Origin of the sequence: Halobium salinum (assembly GCF_026586625.1) — an archaeon.
GTDB lineage: Archaea > Halobacteriota > Halobacteria > Halobacteriales > Haloferacaceae > Halobium > Halobium salinum.
The window spans coordinates 820,559-840,744 of sequence record NZ_JAODIW010000008.1; the positions used below are offsets into that span (position 1 = coordinate 820,559).

Consider the following 20,186-nt stretch of genomic DNA (forward strand, 5'->3'; position numbering starts at 1 on the left):
TTCATGTGGTAACACGAACCACAGTAGATATGGACCCCGCCACAGCCGTCCGGCGGACGCGACGTGCCGCGGCCCACAGGGAGTTCCGGAGCCGAGTGGCGACACAGGCGACGACGCTCCGCGAGGCGTTCGCTCGGGGGCGGTTCGAAGGCGGGTTCGTCGTCGGCCTCGAACTGGAGGGGTACGCCGTCGGCGACGACGGGCGACTGACGCGCGTCCCCGAGTCGGTGTTCGACGGGCCGGCCGCACGCGAACTCGGCCGCCACAACACCGAGTTGAACACCCCGGCGACTCCGTTCGACTCGGCGGGCCTCGACGAACAGGCTACCGCCCTCGAGACGCGGGTCGCGGCCGTCGACCGGGCGCTCGCCGCCTCCGACCGGCGGTTCGTCACCGACGGGATGTGGACGACGCCGCCGCCGGAGGGTGCGGTGGCCTACCTGACCGACGTGCGCCACGAGAACGGGTTCGGACTCGCGACGAACGTCTCGCCCGACGCGCGATACCACGCGCTCGACGCCGACATCGTCGCGCACGGACCGGTCGAGTTGGACGTCGCGGGATGCCGGCGACGCTTCCCGAGCATCCTCGTCGAGTCGCTCGCCACCTCGATGCAGATTCACGTACAGGTCCCCACCGACGACTTCGTTCGGTACTTCGGCGCCGCCCTCCGGACCGTCGGGCCGGTGGTCGCGCTGGCGGCGAACGCGCCGTTCCTCCCGCCCGGACTCTACGACGACGGCGTCGACCCGGAGACCGTTCTCACCGGGCCGGTCGAACTCCGGGTCCCCGTGTTCGAGTCGATGAACGTCTGCGAACCGGGGAAGGTGCGGTTCCCCGGGGACCTCGGGGCGCCGGTCGACGCCCTCGACCGATTGGTCGCCGACCGGCCGTGCGCGCCGTACCTCCGCGAGTGGGTAACCGACGGTCCTCGCCGGGGGTTCGCCGACGACTGCTGGGAGCTACTCCACAAGCAGGGGACGTGCTGGCGCTGGGTGCGGACGGTGCTCGGCCCGGAGGGGCCGCGAATCGAGTACCGACCGCTGGCCGCACAGCCGAGCGTCGCTGACGTGGTCGGGTTCCAGGCGCTCGTCGCCGGCCTGCTCCACGGCGTCGTCGCGACCGACCACCCGCTCTCCACCGTACCGTGGACCGCCGCCCGCGACTCGTTCTACGCGGCCGTCCGCGACGGACTCGACGCTGACCTCGCCTGGGTCACCCGCGACGGCGACCGAACCGACGACCCCGAGGTCGTGTACGAGGAGCTGTTCGCGCTGGCCCGCCGCGGACTCGAGGACAGGGGGCTCGGCTCCGACAGCGTCGACGACCTACTGGCCCCCGTCGAGACCCGGTGGGAGACGCGGATGACGCCGGCGACGTGGAAGCGGCGGGAGGTCGGGCGGCGACTCGACGACGGCGACGACTTCGTGACGGCCGTCGAGGGGATGCAACGGGAGTACATCGGGCGGAGCGGCGGGGGAGAGCCGTTCGTGGCGTGGGCTGGGTAACCGGGAGGAGACACCGACCGGCAGGTGACAGAAGGAGGGGGAGAAGCGGCTTCGCCGGGTCCGACTACCCGGTGTAGTAGTACTCGCCCTTCCGCTTCTGTTCGCGGTCGAGCTGGCTGTCCGGCTTGTTGATGCGCGGGCGGCCGGTGCGCTCGTCGCGTCGGAACGTGATGTCGAGGTCGGCGAGGAACTCGTTCATCCCGTCGCGCATCGGCTGGGGGTTCGAGGCGTGGCCGTGGTCGGCCGGCTCGCCGTCGAACACCATCAGGCGGTCGGCGAGCAGGTCTATCATGTAGATGTCGTGGTCGATGACCATCACGGTCGCGTCGTGGTTCTCGGCGTAGCGCCGGATGGCCGTCGTCGCCTGCACCCGCTGTTCCACGTCGAGGTGGGCCGAGGGCTCGTCGAGCAGGTAGAGTTCGGCGTCCTTCGAGAGGCAGGCCGCAATGGCGACGCGCTGGCGCTCCCCGCCGGAGAGGTCCGTGAGGTTCTGCTCCATGATGCGGTTCAACTGGAGCGGGCGGGCGACCTCCGTGTCCCAGTACGAGGTGCCGAAGTCGTCGGTGATGGAAGAGAGGAAGGCGTCGACGCGCATCGGCTGGTCGATTTCGATGTACTGGGGCTTGTACGCGATGTCGAGTTCGAAGTCGAGTTCGCCCGTGTCGGGTTCGAGCGAGCCCGCGAACAGCTTCGCGAGCGTCGACTTCCCGATGCCGTTCGGGCCGACGATGCCCAGCACCTCGCCGCGGTGGACCGTCCCGCCGTCGACGTCGAGGGAGAACTCGCCCTCGCCGTACGACTTCGAGATGTCCGGGTAATCGATGAGCGCCTGGCCCTTCGCCGTCTCGCGCGGGGCGTGCTCCTCGAAGGTGATGGCCTCCGGACGGATGCGCATGTTCTCGTTCGAGAGGTACCCCTTGAGATACTCGTTGATTCCGTTACGAACGGACTTGGGGTCGGTGATGACACCGAACGCCCCCGGCTCACCGTACGCGACGTGCAGCGAATCGGCGAGCAGGTCGAGGATGGCCAGGTCGTGCTCGACGACGAGCATCGACCGGTCGGTCTCCTCGTCTTCGGCGAGTTCGCGGACGAGTCGCGCCGCGGTGACGCGCTGGCCGATGTCGAGATAGGGCGTAATCTCGTCGAGGAAGTAGAAGTCGGCGTCTCGGGCGAGCGTGGCCGCGAGCGCGACCCGCTGGAGCTCTCCCCCGGAGATGGAGTCGATGTCCTGGTCCATCACGGGCCGGATGCTCAGTTCGTCGATGAGGTAGTCGAGGTCGCCGCGCTCGTCGGTGCGTTCGAGCAGCTGGCGGGTGTTGCCGTCGAACTGCTTGGGTATCTGGTCGACGTACTGCGGCTTGCGCGCGACTTCGATGTCGCCCTCGATGAGCTTCTCGATGTAGTTCTGGAGCTCCGTCCCGCGGTAGCGGTCGAGGACGGCGTCCCAGTCGGCGTCGACGCCGTACTCGCCGAGGTTCGGCGTCAGTTCGGCGCCGAGCGCCTTCACCGCGGTCGACTTCCCGATGCCGTTCGGGCCGAGGATGCCGGTGACGCTCCCGGCCTCGGGGACGGGGAGCCCGTAGAGGGCGAAGGCGTTCTCGCCGTAGCGGTGGATGGGGTCCTGGTTCAGCTCCTGCGGGAGGTTGATGATCTCGATGGCGTCGAAGGGACACTTCTCGACGCAGATACCGCAGGTCTCGCCCAGACAGATTTCCTCGGAGATGCGCACCTGGTCGGGGTCACCTTCGAGGGTGTCCTCGCCGCGGACGGTGATGCACTCCTTGCCCGTTCGGTTGGGCGGGCAGTAGTTGGCACACTCGTAGTTACAGCGGTCGGGCGAGCACCGGTCGAGGTCGACGACGGCGATGCTGTCGTCCGCCATCTCAGAGGGAAGCGCCCGTGGTGAGCAGGATCGCCCAGGAGACGAACCACAGTGCGAACGTCATGAACACGACGTAGAGGTAGTCCTTCGCCCCGAAGTCCTCGACCTCGATCCCGCCGACCCGGAGGAGCGGGAACTGGACGAGGATCAGCGCGCCGAGAACGAGCAGCGCGAGCTGATTGGTGGCCGCGGCCGGGTCCGTCCCGGCGAGGAAGGCGGACAGGACGCCCGCCGTCACCCCGGCGAGGCTCGCGAGCGTCGTGACCGTCACCCCCCGCATGTGGGCGGAGATTCCGGCCGTGGATTCCGTTTCGGTCGCCATGCGGAGACGTGCGAGAGCCGCGGCCAAAAGGAGTTCGATTGCGACGGGACCGAGCGACGGGGTTACGCCGTCCGGTCGTCGTCCCCTCGCCGCTCGCCCGCCGACCCGTCGTCGGCGCCGAGGTCGACGACGAGGTGACTCCCTTCCACAGAGACGACCGACCCCACGTCGAGCACTCGCTCACCTTCGTCGTCCGCCCCGAACAGGCTCGCCGCCAGCCGGTCTGTCAAATCCGGGTCGGAGTCGACACTGAAACGGCCGGCGTCGGGGTCGACGTCGGCGACGACCCCGACCGCCTCGCCGTCGTCGGTGACGACCTCCTTTCCTTCGTCGGCCTCGGAGAGGTCGATGCGACTGTCGCTCGAGGCCGCCCCGTCGTCGGTCCCTTCGAGTCCGGCCGTGTCGGACGCATCGGCGGGGCGGTTGTCCTCCTTCGTCTCCTCCCCTTCGAGTCCGGCCGTGTCGGACGCATCGGCGGGGCGGTCGTCCTCCTTCGTCTCCTCCCCCTCGGCTCCGGTCGGGTCGCTGGGCGTCGCCGCCGCCGCGACCCGGTCCCCGACCACGATTCGGTCGCCGTCGCGGCTCTCGATGTCGTCGGGGCCGAGCCAGCGGCTTCCGTCGTCATCGTCCTCGCTCCCGCCACCTTCACCGTCGCCGTCGTCGCCATCGTCGTCCACCCCCAGTTTCGCCTTCACCCCGTCGCCGAGGGTCGGGTCGAGGTCGACGCACAGTCGACCGCCGTCGGGGTCGACCGCGGTGACGACGCCGACCCCGCGACCGTCCTCGCCGACGACGTGCTCGCCGACGAGGTCCTCGGAGAGGTCGACGCCGGCGCCGGCCGTCTCCGACGCCGTGTCGCCGGCAGGGTCACTCATCGACCCCCTCGGCGGAGCCGCTGGGGGTGGCGTCGGCGTCGACGACGACTCTATCGGACTCGATCCGTTCGACGGCCGAGCGGTCGAGTTCCCAGTCGTCGTCCTCGTCGTCGCGACCCCAGCCGACGACGCCCCTGAGCCGGTCGGTGAGCCCCGGGTCTGACTCGACGCGGAGCGGCCCGCCCTCGTCGGCGCCGACGACGATTCCCAGTTCGGCGCCGTCGCCGTCGAACACGCCCTTCCCTACGTCGTCGCCGGAGAGGTCGGTGTCGTCGGCGACGTCGTTCGTCCCCGCGGCGTCCGGGGCCGAGTTCGCTTCCCGCTCCGCGTCGGGGTCGACGGAACTCGCTCCTTCGGCGTCCGAGTCGCTGTCGGACGACGAACCCGACTCGCCGGCCATCGTCGCGTCGGGACTGGCGGCGTTCTCGGTCTCGTCGCTGTCGGGGTCCGACCGGGTGTCGCCGCCCGCCGACCCGCCGTCGTTCGGCCCGTCGTCGCGCGCTTCCGCCCCGGCGTCCGCCGTCGGGGCCACCGAGTCGCCGTCGGTCGACCGCTCCCGTTCCTCGTCGTCGGGCGAGTCGTCGGTCGGCGACTCCTCTACGACGGCCGCCGAGTCGTCCACGGCGGAGTTGCCGTCGTCCCTCGGGTCGTCCGGGGTCGAGTCCGCACGGCCCGAGGTCGGTACCGACTCGGGCGAGGCGGACTCCCGCTCGCCCTCCACTTCGACGCCGCCCGCGTCCGCCGGGTCGGCCGACTCTTCGGGCGCGTCCTCGCGGACCGTGGCGTCCTTCGTCCGTTCCGTCGCCCGGGAGGTCGTCCCCTTCGTCCCGGTCGCTTCCCCCGCCTCGGCGCCCGCGGTATCGACGTTCTCGGCCGGCACCTGTTCGGCGGCCGCGTCGCCGGTCGACCCCTCCCCGGCGGCCTCGTCCGCCTCTTCGGTCGACTCGTTCGGTCGGCGGGTCTCCGCCGGGGTCCCCTCCCCCTGGTCGCGTTCGCCGGCCGGTCGCTCCGTCCCGATAGACTCGTTCGGGTCGGGCGTCCCCTCGTCCTGTCCGCCGAGGTCTCGGGTCGCCGTCCCGCCGCCGTCGAGCGCGGCGGTCACCTCGTCGAGTGGGCGGTTGAGCCGGTCGGCCGCCGTCGACCGGTCGACCACCTCGTACGTCCCGTCACCGGTGCGATAGAGTGCCAGGTCACGCTCCTCGAAGGCCTGGAAGAACGACTCCCAGTCCGCTTCAGACGCGTCGGTACCCTGGGCGACCGCCTCGCGGTCGCGGACCGCCGGCCCGTCGGCGTCCGCTCCGTCGGAGTCGAGAACCGGGACGGAGCCGGCGCTCTCGACCCACTCGCGGATGGTCCCGTGGTCCGTCGTGACCGCGGGTTCGTCGGTGTCGTCGGTGGGGTTCATGTCAGTCCCGGTACAACGGCGCCCGGCGGGATAGGCCGTCGGGCCGAATATACAGGCCCGACCCCTCCGGACGCGACCGTCCGCGCGCCGTCGGGCGACGCGACCGACGCGTGGGGCGCCGACGGGCGATTGTGCATCTCGCCCGTCAACGCGCCCGATTCCAGCGCGTCCTGTCCGTTCGCGGCCATCAATCTTTATGCCGCTGGCGGCTTTCGATTCGTAACGATGGCTGGAACTGACGAGGAATCCCTCGACGACCTACCGCCCAGTGCGAAACTCGTGTTCAAGGTGCTCCAGTACAACGGACCCCTGACACAGAAGGGCATCGTCGAGGAGTCGATGCTGTCGGCCCGGACCGTCCGCTACGCCCTCGAACGGCTCGAGGGCATCGGTATCGTGGACGAAGACGTCTACTTCGCCGACGCACGACAGAACCTGTATCAGTTGAACGAGGTCGCGGCGGCCGCCGACGGCGGCACCGAGAAGGAAGCCTGCTGCGCCGAGTAGCCGGCGACTCGTTCGACTGACCGCTCGCAACGCGCCGAACCGAGGGAGGTGCGGTCGCTGCCTGTTTTCACCGACGCCACGTCCGAGCGACGGCGTCGGGTTCCGTTCCGACGCCGCTTCCTCTCCCGACGACGCCTTCCCTCCCGGCGCCTCCTCTCTCGACGACGCCGGCACCAACACGCTTTTTCGACCGGGAGCGACATCGACCGACAGATGGCGTCCACCCCCACGCGCCGCGCCCTCTTGGCCGCCGGCGCCACCCTCCTCGCCGGCCCCGCGACGACCGGACGGGGTCGGAGCGCCGCCCCCGCGAACGCGTCCGGCCGGACCGGCGAGGTCGACTCGGACGGGAGCACAGTCGACGGACCGGCGTGGGTCGAGCGGTACGACCCGTCGGCGGCGAGCGGCGAGGACGGGAGCGGAGCGGGCGAGGGCGGAGACGGCTCGTTTCGCGGCTGTGTCGTCGCCGACGACGGCTACGTCTGCGTCGGGGTCGCGGGTCGGTACGCCACGTACCGAGGATGGGTCGTCGGCACCGACGCGGCGGGGCGCGAGCAGTGGTCCCGGACCGTCGAACCGGCGCCGTCGGCCGACGGCGCGGCGGACGGCCGCGACGGCCGGTACAGCTACCTCTCCGGCGTCGCGTCGGTCGGGTCCGCCCTCGTCGCCGTCGGCGGAACGGCCGTGCGAACACCCGACCCCGACCGCGTCGACCGGGGGAGCGGGCTGGTCGTGACGCTCGCCCGAAGCGGGAGCGTCGCCCGCCGAACGACCGTCACCCTCGACCGGGCCACGGGGTTCAGCGCCGTCGTCCCGCTCGCCAGCGGGTTCGCGGCCGTCGGGTACACCTCGGGGACGAGAGAGGACGTCCGCGACGACGCCCTCGTCGTCCGCTACGACGCCGACGGCGAGGAGCGGTGGCGCCGACCCGTCGGCGCCAGGGGGGCTGCGTCCGCGGCGGGGGCGGACACCGGAAGCGACGCCGACCTCACCGTCCGTGCCGAGGCGGCCGTCCCCCGTCCGAACGGGGGGGTCCTCATCGCCGGGAGCGCCGGCCAACTCGGCAGGGCGGAGCGCCCGTGGCTCGCCGCCCTCGACGCCGACGGCTCGGTCGCGTGGGCCGACCGCTGGACGGACACGCAGGGCGCTCGGGTCGAGTCGGTCGTCCGGACGCCAGGCGGGTACGCGCTCGCCGGGCAGCGGGCGTTCGGCCACGACACGCAGGGCCGAGGGTGGCTCGTCGGTCTCGACCGCTCCGGCGGTCGCCGGTGGGAGCGGACGTTCGGCGACGGCTCGTGGTTCTGGACGAACGACCTGCTGCGGTGCGACGACGGCGGGTTCGTCGTCGTCGGGACGCGCGAGGCGCGGGACGAGGGGCCCCGCGGCATCTGGCTCGTCCGGACCGACAACCGCGGCCGGGTCGAGTGGAACCGGACACAGTACGCCGAGCAACGGGGCGGCGGTCCGCTCGGCGGGGTGGTCGACGGACTCCGCGGTGGCGAACCGTACACCCCGTGGCGCGAGGGTGCCGCAGTGGTCCCCGGCGTCGACGGCGGCGTCACCGTCGCCGGCGAGGTCGACGGTGACGAGGAGGGCGGCCGGGGAATCCTGCTGAACGTCGGCGGCCCCGGCCACACCGACGCGTACACCGACGGCGGCGTCGGCCCGGCAATCGGGCTGGGAGCCGTCGGACTCGCGGCCGCCGTAGCGGTGCGGTGGCTCAGGGGTTCGAAGGACGGAGGAGAGTCCGAGGGGTGAACCAGCTCAGGCCGGGACGACCGTGATGCGCTGTTTGCGGTCGATGGCGTCCTCTAGTTCGTCGGCGATAGCGGAGCCGCGGGAGACCTGGATGTCGCCGCCGCGGCCGACCGTGGCGGTGAACAGGTACTCGCCGCCGGCGCGGACCTCGACGGTCTCACCGACGTGGTCGTCCATCCGGACGACGACGTGCCGGGAGGTGATTTCGGGCGTGACGACCTCGCCCTCGGTCGCGTCGGCCCCGAAGCCGCCCGTGTCGGCGCCGCCGGAGCCGCCGGAACCGCCAGTGCCACCGGCGCTGTCCGCACCGGAGCCCATCTTCGGGTTCTCCTCGTGGGTGCGCACGTCGATGTCGATGCCGAGGCGCTCCTCGATGTCGGTGATGCGCCCGCCGCCCTTCCCGATGACGTAGGAGATGTCGTCCTCCTCGACGTAGACGACCGCCTTGTCCTGCCCCTGCAACTGCACGTCAACGTGGCCGCGCGCGACCGAGCGAATCTCGCGTTCGATCTCCTGTTTCGCGATGCGGCCGACGCCGGACTCCTGCTGGCCGCCGTCCTCGTCGTTGAGCGGGACGGTGACGACCTGTCGGTTGAACGTGTAAATCTCGTACTCCGGGCGACCCGTCTCGAAGTCCCGGATGAGGATGACCGGTCGGGCGAGGTCCTCGGCGGTGAGTCCGGCGGGCACCTTCACCTCGGTGGTCACGTCGTAGACGGTGTCGACCTCCCCGGCTTCGATGTAGACGACGGTGTCAACGACCTGGGGAATCATCCCGAGTTCGACCCGTCCCACGAGGCGCTGGAGGGCGTCGATGGCGCGGGTGGCGTGGACGACGCCGACCATGCCGACGCCGGCGAGGCGCATGTCCGCGAAGACGCCGAAGTCGTTGGTCTTGCGGACCTCGTCGTAGATGGTGTAGTCCGGGCGCACGAGCAGGAGGGAGTCGGCCGTCTTCTCCATCTCGCCGCCGAGGGCGGTGTACTGCGTGATTTCTGGGCCGACCTGCAGGTCGCGCGGTTTCTCCATCGTCTTCACCGCGTAGTTCTCGTCGTTGAGGAACTCCGCGACCGCCTGGGCGAAGGTGGACTTCCCGGCGCCGGGCGCCCCGGAGATGAGCACGCCGCGCTGACGCTCGGCGAGGCGGTCCTTGAGTTCGCCGGAGAACTCGTAGTCCTCCAGGCTGGTCTTGGCGATGGGGCGGACCGCCGTGATTTCGAGGGCGTCCGCGAAGGGCGGGCGGGCGACCGCGATACGGAAGTCCCGGAACTGGACGATGGTCATCCCCGGCTCGTCGAGTTCGATGAACCCTTTCGGACTGCCGCGGGCGCTCTCCTCCACGTCGTGGGCCCACTTCTTCATCTGCTCCTCGCCCGAGACCTCCTCGTCGATGGGGACGTACTCCATCTCGCCGAGGGAGCCGCGCTTGGCCTTCGGACGCGTCCCCGTCTTGAGGTGGACGCTCATCGTGTCGTCCGTGAAGAACTCCTCGATGGCGAGGTGTTCGGTCTCTCTGCCTTTGGGCTCGACGTAGTCGACCTCGAGGCCCTTCGCGCGGGCCACCTCGGCCTGCACCACGTCGCTGGTGAGGAGGGTCGCGTCGTGCTCCTCGGCGATTTCTCGGATGAGGGCGTCGATGTCGCCCTCGTGGGCCGCGGAGGTCTCCGAACTGGAGGGCCGGCGCCCGACGTACTCGAGTTCGAGGTCGCCGCCGTCGACGAGTTCGGCGAGCTCCTGGAGCTCGGAGAGGCCCTCCCAGCCGCTGTCGCGGCCGTCGTTGGCCTGTGATTCGAGTTCGCTCACGACCGCCTCGGGGACGAGCACCGTCGCCCCGTCGTAGTCGCCCGACTGGATTCGCTCGGACACGCGACCGTCGATGACCGCGCTCGTGTCCGGTACGACGTTCATACCCCTGACTCCGAGCGCGTGAAGTATAAAAGACGCGAGAGGGGGTGTCACGTGGGGTGGCGGACGCAGCGGAAGATGCGGTTACTCTTCGCGGTCGTCCGGCCCACCCGGGTTACCCTTCGCGGTCGTCCGGCCCCTCGTGCTCTCGCTCGACCCACTCCTCGTCGTCGACCGCGGTGTCGTCCTCGCCGAGGGTCGCACCGTCTTCGGCGGTGTCGTCGGCGCCGTCGCCGTCTCCCTCGTCGTCCTCCTCGCCCGCGTCGTGGTCGTCCGGGTGCGGGCGTTCGTTCGGCTCCGGCGCGTCCTCGTCCACGTCGTCCTCGGGGTCCGGCTCGTGAACGTCCGCTTCCGGGTCGGGCTCCCGTACGTCGTCTCCGGAGTCCGGCTCCGGTACGTCGTCGCCGTCGGGGTCGGGGTCGTCGCTCATGGTAGGGGTAGGATTGGAGCCGAGACCGCCTCAACGGTGGGGCTGTATATCCCGGTCCCGGTAGGGACAGGCAGGTCGCCTATTGCCGTACCGGACCCCGCTCCAGTCGATGTTTTACCACGACGACGAACTGCAGTTCGAGGTGACGGTCGAGGACCCCAACCCCCGCTTCGCGAAGCTGCTCCAGCAGGCCATCGGCGGCGCCGAGGGCGAGATGCGCGTCGCCCTGCAGTACATGTTCCAGGCCTTTGCCGTGCCGCAGGAGAAACAGGAGATTCGGCAGTTCCTGATGGAGACGGCGGTCGAGGAGCTGGGCCACATCGAGATGCTCGCGACGGCCGTCTCGAAGAACCTCCAGGACGCCTCCGACGAGGCCCGACGCGAGGCCGGCGAGGACGCCATCATCGACGAGATGATGCGCAACGGCCAGCCCCGGCAGGCCCTCTCGGCCGGGCTGCACGCGATGCCCGTCGACGCCAACGGCAACCCCTTCACCGGGAACTACGTGGTCGCCTCCGGCAACCTCGCCGCCGACCTCTACGCCAACGTGATGGCCGAGTCGACGGGTCGCCTGCTCGCGACGCGCCTGTACGAGTTCACCGACGACCCCGGGATGGAGGAGATGCTCGAGTACCTCATCGCGCGCGACACGATGCACCAGAACCAGTGGCACGCCGCCCTGGAGGCGCTCGGCGAGCACCGGCCCGTCCCGAACAGCTTCCCGCAGGAGAAGGAGAACCAGGAGTACAATTACGCGTTCATGTCGACGTACAAGGATGAGCGCGACGACCCCGACCAGCCGTGGACGCAGGGTGAGGCTCCCGACGGGAAGGGCGAGTTCAGCTACACGCCGCGCCAGCCCGGCGGCGGCCAGCCCGACCTCGACGAGATGATAGACGAGATGTACAACGAGGTCAACTAGAACGGTCAGGCGACGATATCCCGAAACTCGACCCCGTCTTCGCTGACCCAAACGTGTACTCCGTACGCTCGACTCGGCAGCGAAAAGTCGTGTGAGGATTCGGTTCCGGTGGGCGGTTCGGGTCCCTCCTCATCCGAGACAGTACAGGTGTAGTCGGTGTCGACGGCGGCGATGGTCGGGAAGGACCGACTTCCGTCGGCGGTGAGTGAAAAGTTCTCAGTCGCGACCCGAGCGCCGTCCGAGTGGCGCGTGAGCGAGAGCGTAAGCGATACCGATTCGGCGAGGTCGTTGAATACGGTTACCGCGTCCATGTCCGGTGGGGTTCGGTCCCGCCGTTCGAGACAGCCGGCGACGACCCCGAGTCCGGTGACGCCAGCACCGACGGCGCGAACCAGCATCCGCCGCTGAAGGGATGGCACGGTCGCCGTTTCGACGAGCGCGGTTTATGTTTTCTCCCCACAGTTGCCCCGCTGCCGAACTTTATCCCGGTCGCCGCCGACGACCCGGCCATGCAGACGCGCGCCGAACTCACCGAACTGACCCGGCGGCTCGTCTCGGTTCCGAGCCACGACGACGAGACCGCCGCCGGCGACGAAATCGAGTCGTGGCTCGACGAGGAGACGGACGCCAGCGTCACCCGCGACGACGCCGGCAACGTGCTCGCCCGACGCGGCGGGACCGGACCGACGCTCGCGCTCGTCGGCCACCACGACGTGGTGCCGCCGGACCCCTCACAGGTCGTGGGTGGTGACCCCGACGACACCACCGAGTACGTCGTCGAGGAGCGCGACGGCCGGCTGTACGGCCGGGGGACCGCGGATATGAAGGGCGCCGTCGCCGCGCTCATGCTCGCCTTCCGGGACGCCGACCTCTCGCCGGGCCCGGGCATCTCGACGGACCCGGGCGCGACCGGGGACCCCGCCGAGGTGGGGGCGCCCGAACTCGTCTTCGCCAGTTTCGTCGGCGAGGAGGTCGGCGGCGAGGGCGTCCGCGCCGCCATCGACGACGGGTTCGTCCCCGACTTCGCGGTCGTCGGCGAGGGGTCGACGAACTACTCGAAGTCGGGCGTCACCGACGTGGTCGTCGCGCACAAGGGCCGACGGGCGAGCACCGTCGTCGCCCGCGGTGAGGCGTGTCACGCCTCCGAGCCCGAACGCGGGGTCAACGCCGTCTATCGCGCCTGCGACGCCGTCGACGCGCTCAGGGAGATGGAACCGCCCGAGGCCGACCTGTACGGCGAGCGGCTCTCGGGGACGATGGCGGTGACGGGAATCGACGGCGGGTCGGCGTGGAACGTCGTGCCCGAGCGCTGTGAGGTGACGGTCGACGAGCGCACCGTCCCGGGGAAACGGCTCTTTCTGGAGGGGTTAGAGGAGGCCGACGGTATCCGGGTTCGGACCGACCAGGACCTCCCCCCGATGGCCTGTGAAGACGGGGCGTTCGCCGACCTCGCCTTAGATGCGGCCCGTGAAGGACAGGACGGGGACCCCGAGTTCGTGACGAAGCCCCACGCGACCGACGCCGGTTGGCTCGCGGCGGCCGGGACGGCCTGTGTCGTCTGTGGGCCGTCGGAGCCCGGCGAGGCACACACGAAGACCGAGAGTGTCTCGGTCGACGTGTTGGAGCGCTGTTATCGAATCTACCGCGGCGCGGCGGAGCGATTCCCGGCCGAGGGGTGAGTGCGGAGAGCGGCGAGGATGAACGGAGCTGATTCGAGGGGTCAGACCTGGTGGGTCCAGACACGCTCGTCCTGGTACGTCTCGGGGATGTCTCCGACCCCCCACCCGGTGCCAGTCGTCTCAATGTAGTAGTAACGCCGCCCGTCCGATTCGACGTAGGTCCCCGTCATGTCGTCGCTCCCGTAGATTCCCGCTGCCATGTGACCGGGAAGTTCGAAGAGCACCATGTCGTACCCAAACGGTTCCGACTGGAGGACGGACGTCAGGAGGATTGCGGAGTCCTCACAGTCCCCACCGGCCTCAACGAGTGTCTCCGAGAGGAATTTTGTGTAGTCGTCGTACCCTTTGCTTACTTCGTCGGGCACGTACGGGAGTCCCTGGACGAAATCGATGACGAACTCAACTTGCTCTCGCTTGTCGGTAAAACCGTTGGCCGTAATCTCATCTACGAGTATTGAGGCGACCTCCCTCCCGAAACCCTCCTCACGAGCGTACGTAACGTACTCGGACCGGGACCGACCCCTCGGCTCCTGTACGGCGGCCTCGTACGCCCGCTTATAAATGAAGAAGTTCACCGACCACTGGCGACCCAGAGTGACTCCCTGGAAGTCGAGACTGTACGCACCCTCAATCGCTCGTCGTTCGTACGTTTCACCGGCGTCGTCACCCGGTGTGTCCGAAGAAAGCGAGCGCTCGATGTCGTTGTTCTCATCGACGACGAACGGGTCCGTTTCGTGGAAGTGAGCGACCTCGGACGATTCGACTTCGTCGATTGACTTTTCGCCGGGGATGAGGAGTCCGAGATGGTTGAGGCGGGTGTCACGAGGAATCGAGGCGTCGTACTCGACTTCCACGGAGAGTGTCTTCGTCTCGCTCAGAGTCACGGGTTCGCTTTCTCCGAAGGCAACAGCGTCACCGTCAGGGTAGCGGTACGTCCCCACAACAAGTTTGGCGGACTCTCCGGCGAGTGTGTCTTCGACCGCCGGCCCGTCCGGGTCGATTCGAGCCGTGACCGACCGATAGCCGTACTCAACGACTTGTGAGCCCAGTTCGGGGTGCGAGTCGACCGAAAGTGTGTTTCCGTGAGGGACGGCCGTCGTCGGCGGCGGCGTTCGTACCGTGGTCCGTGTCGCCGTCTCCGTCGTGGGATACTCAGTTGTTGTCGTCGGCCGTTGCGTCGTCGGCCGTGCGGTCGTGATTGGAGTCCCGGATGTCGTCGGACTGGACAGGTCAGCTTTCTCCGACACGTTCGGGTCTTTCGGGGCGTAGTCTTGGCTGTCGATGACTCCATCACCGTCGGAGTCCGAAATCGACTCTGACGGCGTCGACGCATCCCCGAGGCAGCCGGAACCCAACAGGAGCCCCGCAGCACCGAGGGCAGTTCGGCGTTTCATTCGGCAAGAATATCAAATTGCTAACTAAAATAACTGTTCATCCAGCTATCAAATCTGAGTTGAACGGACTACGAAGCACCACCCTTGATAACGACCCGCGCCCAGCGGTCGGACATGGCTACCGAGGCAACAGCCGACGAGTCGGAGGCCCCCGACGCCTACCAGGAACTGCTCTCCAACTACCGACGCATCGCGAACGTCGGCAACGCCTCCGGCATCCTCTCGTGGGACCAGCAGGTGATGATGCCGGAGGGCGGCACCCCCGCCCGCGCCCAACAGCTGTCGACGCTCTCCGCGGTCCACCACGACCTGCTCGTCGACGACGAGGTCGGCGACCTGCTCGACGAACTCGAGGGCGCCGACCTCGACGAGGAGCAGTCGGCGGTCGTCCGGGAGGTTCGCCGGAAATACGAGCGTGAGGCGCGCGTCCCCACCGAACTGGTCGAGGAGATTTCCTCGACCTCCTCGGAGGCCCTCTCGGCGTGGGAGGAGGCGAAGGCCGAGGACGACTTCGAGACGTTCGAGCCGTATCTGGAGAAGCTGGTCGACCTCAAGCGCCAGTACGCCGAGCACATCGACCCCGACGCCGACCCCTACGAGGTCCTCTTTCAGGACTACGAGCCGTACGTCTCCCTCGACCGCGCCGAGACCATCCTGGAGGAGCTGAAGGAGACGCTCGTCCCGATGATAGAGGAGATTCGTTCCTCGGAGACCCCCATCACCACGGACGCCTTCGAGGGGACGTGGGACGCCGAGAAACAGGAGGAGCTCTCCCGCGAGACGCTCACCCTGCTCGGCTACGACTGGGACCGCGGCCGGCTCGACGTCTCCTCGCACCCGTTCACCTCCGGGACGCAGTTCGACGCCCGCGTGACGACGCGTTTCGACGAGGCCGACCCGCTCTCCTCGCTGCTGTCGACGGTCCACGAGTTCGGCCACGCGAACTACCAACTCGGCCTGCCCGACGAGGGGTACGCGACCCCGCTCGGCGAGGCGCGCGACCTCTCGGTTCACGAGTCCCAGTCCCGCCTCTGGGAGAACCACGTCGGCCGCTCGGAGGCGTTCTGGGAGCTGTTCCTCCCCACGGTGAAAGACCACTTCCCGGACGCCTCAGACGTGACGGCGCGGGAGGCGTTCGAGTCCATCAACCAGGTGTACGAGGACAACCTGATTCGGGTGGAGGCCGACGAGCTCACCTACCACCTCCACATCGTCATCCGGTTCGAAATCGAGCGCGCGCTCGTCTCGGGCGACCTCGACGTCTCGGACGTGCCGGAGACCTGGAACGACAAGTACGAGGAGTACCTCGGGGTTCGCCCCGAGACGGACGCCGAGGGCTGTCTACAGGACATCCACTGGAGTCACGGCAACTTCGGTTACTTCCCGACGTACTCGCTCGGCTCCGTGATGGCCGCCCAACTGTACGAGACCGTCGAGGACGAACTCGGCGACCTCGACGAGCGCACCCGAAACGGCGACTTCGCGGACCTCCACGAGTGGCTCCGCGAGAACGTCCACCAGTACGGGAAGCGCTACGAGACCGACGACCTCGTACTGGAGGCGACCGGCGAGGAGTTCACCGCCGACGCCTTCACCGACTACGTGACCGAGAAGTACGGCGCGCTGTACGACCTGGACTCGGCGTAATCAGTTCGCTCTCCGTTCTTTCATCGACACGCTCTCATCGAGGACCGTTCGGACGCCGAGAAGGCGACTCAACAAAGCCCTCGTCTGAACCGACGGCCGACACGGGAGCAGAGCCCCCGTAGCTCCCGTTCGCTCCGTCGCCGGTGACAACGCCACCGGCTTCCAGCGGGACCATCGGTCCCGCACGGCTCACGGGAACGACGGGGGCTATCGGTGCGCGCCGCCGCGACCTCGTGTCGCCGCGTATCCGTGCGAGGGGTGAGCGAGCGGTGCGAGGCGCGACCGAAGGGAGGGCCTCGGAAGGGTGAGCGGCGAAGCCGCGAGCCAGCGAGCGAATCGGTTGGGGAAGGGCGTGGCGGTGCAGTCGGGTGGGGTTTCCGGAGTGGGCTTCCGGACGTGAGCCGTGTCGACCACATCGGAACAACCGCTCCAGAGACGACCACGAAATCGTGAAACCGAGCCGAAACGACGGCCCAATTCGGCCGGCGGAACAAACGCTAAGTGACCCCGCCACCAGTGAACGCTCATGTGGCGCCCCCGGACGAACCGGGACCGGAAGTCCGTCGACTGCATCGCCTGTGGCGCCTCCGTCCTCCGTACGGAGGCCCGGGAGTACGACAAGGAGGGCGACCGCTGGAACCGACACGGCAAGGAGTTCGAACACCTCTGTAAGGGCTGTTACCGCGATCTCTGCCACCAGCCCCGTGCCGAACTGGAGGGGCTTCTCGGCGACATCGAGGCGCCGAACCTGAGCCAGGAGACGTTCCTCCGCCGGTACGTCGAGGCCGTCGAGGAACGCTACGGGACGGTCGACGACGACCCGGACCCGGAGCGGAGCGCCGACCGTGGACACGACCGCTCCCGAACGCGTGACCGGGGGAGCGACCGCGACCACGACGACGGCCGATAGCGACGGGTCACTCGCGACGGGGCCGTCGGCGACGTCGACGGGCCGCCGGACCGTCGGGCCATCGGACCGCCTGGGACGACCGACGCCGCGACGTTTTTGTCGTCACCCGACGCGTCGTCGAGTCGTGAGTCGCTTCGTCCCGTCGCCCCCCGCGTTCGTCCCGACGCTCATCTCGTCACCTCCGCTCTCTTCCTCGCCTCCGCTCCCTTCCTCACCTCTCGACTCCCTGCTCGCGGCCGGGTCGCTCCTCTCGCTCCCCCCGCACCAGTCGCTCCAGTCGCTCCCGTTCGGCCTGTTCACTCTGTTCGGGCTGGTGTTCGCCGCAGTGGGGCTGTTCTTCGCGGCTCGGGCGCTCCGGTCGTCGTGGTTGGGCGTCCAACTCCTGCGGGCGCGTCCGCAGTCGGTGCTCTCGCTGAGCGAGGGGCTCGGCGAGCAGGTGTGTCTGGTCGGCACCGCGCAGGCGGTTCCCGGGGGCGAAGCGCTCGCCGGCCCCTTCAGCGGGCGACCCGCAGTCGTCGCCGGCTACGAGGTCGAGGAGCTTCGGAGCCGGTACGACGCGAACACGAAGACCCACCGACGGACGTGGGAGACGGTCGACGAGGGGTGGGCGGGCGTCCCGTTCGTCCTCGACGACGGGAGCGCGGGCGTGCGGGTCGACCCGGCGGCGGCGACGTACGTCGTCGCGGTCGACGAGCGCACGCGCGTGGCCGGCGGTCGGCGCCCGCCCGAACACATCCGGTCGTTCGTCGAGCGCAACGAACGAGTCGACTCCGAAGACGGGACCTTCCGCCTCGGTCCGTTCGAACTGGCGACGGGTGACGACCGTCGCTACACCGAGCGCCGAATCGAACCCGGCGACGAGGTGTGCGTGGTCGGGACGCCGGCGTTCGCCCGGGGCGACGTGGGGGACGTGAACGCCGAAATCCCGGAGGGCGACCCCTTCGTCGTCGCCGACGCGCCGCCGGGAGTGGCGGGCCGGCGGCTCCTCCTCGGCTCGGTGCTCCCGCTGGTCCTCGGACTAGTGTTCGCGGCGGTGGGGTTGGTCTTCGCGTTCGGCGTCGGTCTCGGGGGTGAGTTCGGAGCGGGGTTCTGAGACGCGGCGGCGACCGGCAAGGTCGAGGCGGCGACGACCCCGACACGCCTAACTCCCCTCCTCTCTTTGTGCCGGCTATGTCAGACGAGCAGGCCTACGCCGGCACGGCGGAGGGCCAGGGGCCCGTGAAGGTCGCCCCGCGAATCGCCGACCAGTTGGAGGACAAACGCGAGGAACTGTTCGCGGAGTTCGAACTGCGCGACGGGTTCCCCGCAGAGGTGAAACGGGAGGCCAAGGAGCGTACGAAGGACGTCCAGCAGGAGATTCGAGACGAGTTGGAACACCGGGAGGACCTGCGGGACATGACCGTCTGGACGACCGACCCGGCGGACGCCCAGGACTTCGACGACGCCATCTCCGTCGAGGAACACGACGACGAGTACGTCCTCTGGGTGCACATCGCCGACGTCTCCCACTACGTCCACCCCGGCTCCGCGATGTGGGCCGAGGCCGTCGAGCGCGGCAACACCGTCTACCTCCCGGGGTACACGGTGCACATGCTCCCGCCCGTCCTCGCCGAGACCGTCTGCTCGCTCGTCCCGAACGAGGACCGCCTCGCCCACACCGTCGAGATGCACCTCAAGAAGGACACCCTCTCCTTCGACACCATCGACATCTACAAGTCGGTCATCCACAGCGACGAGCGGCTGACCTACACCCAGTGTGAGAACCGCCTCGACGACCCGGACGCACCGCTGCACGAGAAGATCGAACTCTCCTACGACCTCGCCGAGCGCATGCACGAACAGCGCAAGGAGGACGGCTCGCTCGTGCTCAACCCGAGTCGCGACCGCGCCCACACCATCATCGAGGAGTGCATGCTGAAGGCGAACAAGGCAGTCACGCACGAACTGATGTGGTCCCGCGGCGTCGAGGCGATGTACCGCGTCCACCCCCAGCCCACGCCCGACCAGTGGGACAAGGCACTGAGAGAAATCGTCGAACTCGACGGCGTGAAGATTCCGGGCGACTCCTGGGACGACCCGCGAAAGGCCGTCAACGCCGCGCTGGAGGAGGCACCGGGACGCCAACTCAACAAGATTCAGCGCGCCGTGCTGAAGGTGATGCCCCGCGCGAAGTACATGAACGACCCGTTCGGCGGCCACCACGCGCTCAACTTCGACATCTACGGCCACTTCACCTCGCCCATCCGCCGCCTGTCGGACCTCATCAACCACTGGATCGTCCACGAGAACGACGTGCCCGAGGACCTCGTCGAACTCTGTGACCGTGCCTCGGACAAGCAGAAGGACGCCGAGACGGCGGAACGTCTCTACAAGCAGTTCATGCAGGAGATTCACCTCGACCCGTACGCAGTGAACAGCCGTGGCATCGAGGTCGTCGACGAGGAGGACCTCGACGACGAGGACGGGAACGGTATCGAGTACTGAGCAGAGCGGCGCGTTCTCCACCGAGAGGAGGACGGCCGGCGGCCGAGTCGTCGCCGAGCGACGGGCGTCGGACAACCGACAACTCGTTTCTACGCCTAGACAAGTTGGATTTAATAGGGGTTATCCCGTCGGGGCGAGCGTGACTCCGTTGCCGTTCTACGCGACGCTGCTCGCCGCACTGGGGCTGTTCATGCTCCTCGTGCTCCGGTACGAGCTCGGCGTCCCGATGCTCGTCGGCGTGCTCGTCGTCCCGCCGCTCGAAGTCGCCGGGTTCGGACTGGCCTACCTGCTCCACTGGCGGCTGGGGGTGCCGATTCTGCATTCGGTCGGCCTGCTCGCGGTGACGCTCATCGTGCTGACGGCAGGGTACGAGTTCTGGCAGACGGGGCGGAAGGCGAACATCAAGCGGTTTTGAGTTTTTAAGTCGGTCAACCGGCTTCTAATCGTTCGGTGTCATTGCCCCCGAGCCACCGAGAGCGACCTGACGTATACCTCGGTTGCGACCACGTTGAACAAGGTTCAGTCGTGGGTTCACCGGGATTTGAACCACGGTCG

At 68.8% G+C, this 20,186-nt stretch carries 18 protein-coding genes; 10 read left to right on the forward strand and 8 right to left on the reverse strand.

All coding sequences use genetic code 11. The features are described 5' to 3' along the window. The first annotated feature begins 29 nt into the window (after positions 1–29). The gene (locus tag N5095_RS16320) at positions 30–1,508 is read left to right on the forward strand and encodes a glutamate-cysteine ligase family protein (RefSeq protein ID WP_267624121.1); all 1,479 of its coding nucleotides are present in this window, start codon (positions 30–32) and stop codon (positions 1,506–1,508) included. A gap of 64 nt (positions 1,509–1,572) precedes the next feature. Here N5095_RS16320 and N5095_RS16325 read toward each other — a convergent pair whose 3' ends face one another. The 4 genes from N5095_RS16325 to N5095_RS16340 all read right to left on the reverse strand — a co-directional run bounded on the left by N5095_RS16325 (position 1,573) and on the right by N5095_RS16340 (position 5,995). Next, complete coding sequence (locus N5095_RS16325; protein ID WP_267624123.1) at positions 1,573–3,393, reverse strand: ribosome biogenesis/translation initiation ATPase RLI; 1,821 nt, start codon at positions 3,391–3,393, stop codon at positions 1,573–1,575. 1 nt (position 3,394) lies between these two features. Next, positions 3,395–3,715 (reverse strand): EMC6-like membrane protein, encoded by a 321-nt coding sequence (locus N5095_RS16330; RefSeq protein ID WP_267624124.1) that lies wholly within the window; start codon positions 3,713–3,715, stop codon positions 3,395–3,397. A gap of 62 nt (positions 3,716–3,777) precedes the next feature. Next, on the reverse strand, positions 3,778–4,590 hold the full coding sequence (locus N5095_RS16335) for a hypothetical protein (protein WP_267624125.1): 813 nt from the start codon (positions 4,588–4,590) through the stop codon (positions 3,778–3,780). Further along, positions 4,583–5,995, reverse strand: coding sequence for a hypothetical protein (locus N5095_RS16340; RefSeq protein WP_267624127.1), 1,413 nt, complete (start codon positions 5,993–5,995; stop codon positions 4,583–4,585). The genes N5095_RS16335 and N5095_RS16340 overlap by 8 nt, the downstream gene beginning before the upstream one ends. Before the next feature lie 225 nt (positions 5,996–6,220). Here N5095_RS16340 and N5095_RS16345 point away from each other — a divergent pair, with 225 nt between their 5' ends. Both N5095_RS16345 and N5095_RS16350 read left to right on the forward strand, forming a co-directional pair. Next, positions 6,221–6,502 carry a MarR family transcriptional regulator gene (locus tag N5095_RS16345; RefSeq protein WP_267624128.1) on the forward strand — a complete coding sequence of 94 codons (282 nt, stop codon included), beginning with the start codon at positions 6,221–6,223 and terminating at the stop codon, positions 6,500–6,502. Positions 6,503–6,715: 213 nt separating this feature from the next. Further along, positions 6,716–8,260 (forward strand): hypothetical protein, encoded by a 1,545-nt coding sequence (locus N5095_RS16350; RefSeq protein ID WP_267624129.1) that lies wholly within the window; start codon positions 6,716–6,718, stop codon positions 8,258–8,260. A gap of 6 nt (positions 8,261–8,266) precedes the next feature. On the opposite strand, the gene N5095_RS16355 is transcribed toward N5095_RS16350, so the two are convergent. Next, a complete protein-coding gene (locus N5095_RS16355) occupies positions 8,267–10,168 on the reverse strand; it encodes a PINc/VapC family ATPase (RefSeq protein WP_267624130.1) in 1,902 nt (633 codons plus the stop codon). Between the two features lie 112 nt (positions 10,169–10,280). Next, the gene (locus N5095_RS16360; protein WP_267624132.1) at positions 10,281–10,595 is read right to left on the reverse strand and encodes a hypothetical protein; all 315 of its coding nucleotides are present in this window, start codon (positions 10,593–10,595) and stop codon (positions 10,281–10,283) included. Between the two features lie 109 nt (positions 10,596–10,704). Here N5095_RS16360 and N5095_RS16365 point away from each other — a divergent pair, with 109 nt between their 5' ends. Next, entirely contained in the window at positions 10,705–11,517 is an 813-nt protein-coding gene (locus tag N5095_RS16365) for a manganese catalase family protein (protein ID WP_267624134.1), read from the forward strand. A gap of 5 nt (positions 11,518–11,522) precedes the next feature. Here N5095_RS16365 and N5095_RS16370 read toward each other — a convergent pair whose 3' ends face one another. Beyond that, entirely contained in the window at positions 11,523–11,936 is a 414-nt protein-coding gene (locus N5095_RS16370; protein WP_267624136.1) for a hypothetical protein, read from the reverse strand. A 90-nt stretch (positions 11,937–12,026) separates the two neighbouring features. Here N5095_RS16370 and N5095_RS16375 point away from each other — a divergent pair, with 90 nt between their 5' ends. Next, a complete protein-coding gene (locus tag N5095_RS16375; protein WP_267624137.1) occupies positions 12,027–13,196 on the forward strand; it encodes a M20 family metallopeptidase in 1,170 nt (389 codons plus the stop codon). Between the two features lie 41 nt (positions 13,197–13,237). On the opposite strand, the gene N5095_RS16380 is transcribed toward N5095_RS16375, so the two are convergent. Continuing rightward, positions 13,238–14,590, reverse strand: coding sequence for a transglutaminase-like domain-containing protein (locus N5095_RS16380; protein WP_267624139.1), 1,353 nt, complete (start codon positions 14,588–14,590; stop codon positions 13,238–13,240). Between the two features lie 114 nt (positions 14,591–14,704). On the opposite strand from N5095_RS16380, the gene N5095_RS16385 reads away from it, so the two are divergent. The 5 genes from N5095_RS16385 (at position 14,705) to N5095_RS16405 (ending at position 20,046) form a co-directional block, all read left to right on the forward strand. Then, positions 14,705–16,237, forward strand: a complete 1,533-nt coding sequence (locus N5095_RS16385) for a carboxypeptidase M32 (RefSeq protein WP_267624140.1) — start codon at positions 14,705–14,707, stop codon at positions 16,235–16,237. Between the two features lie 526 nt (positions 16,238–16,763). Then, positions 16,764–17,147, forward strand: coding sequence for a DUF7562 family protein (locus N5095_RS16390; RefSeq protein ID WP_267624141.1), 384 nt, complete (start codon positions 16,764–16,766; stop codon positions 17,145–17,147). 124 nt (positions 17,148–17,271) lie between these two features. After that, positions 17,272–18,240, forward strand: coding sequence for a GIDE domain-containing protein (locus N5095_RS16395; RefSeq protein ID WP_267624143.1), 969 nt, complete (start codon positions 17,272–17,274; stop codon positions 18,238–18,240). Positions 18,241–18,317: 77 nt separating this feature from the next. Further along, positions 18,318–19,631: an RNB domain-containing ribonuclease gene (locus tag N5095_RS16400; protein WP_267624145.1), complete on the forward strand. Its 1,314-nt coding sequence runs from the start codon at positions 18,318–18,320 to the stop codon at positions 19,629–19,631. 139 nt (positions 19,632–19,770) lie between these two features. Then, positions 19,771–20,046: a hypothetical protein gene (locus N5095_RS16405; protein WP_267624146.1), complete on the forward strand. Its 276-nt coding sequence runs from the start codon at positions 19,771–19,773 to the stop codon at positions 20,044–20,046. Positions 20,047–20,186: the final 140 nt, after the last annotated feature.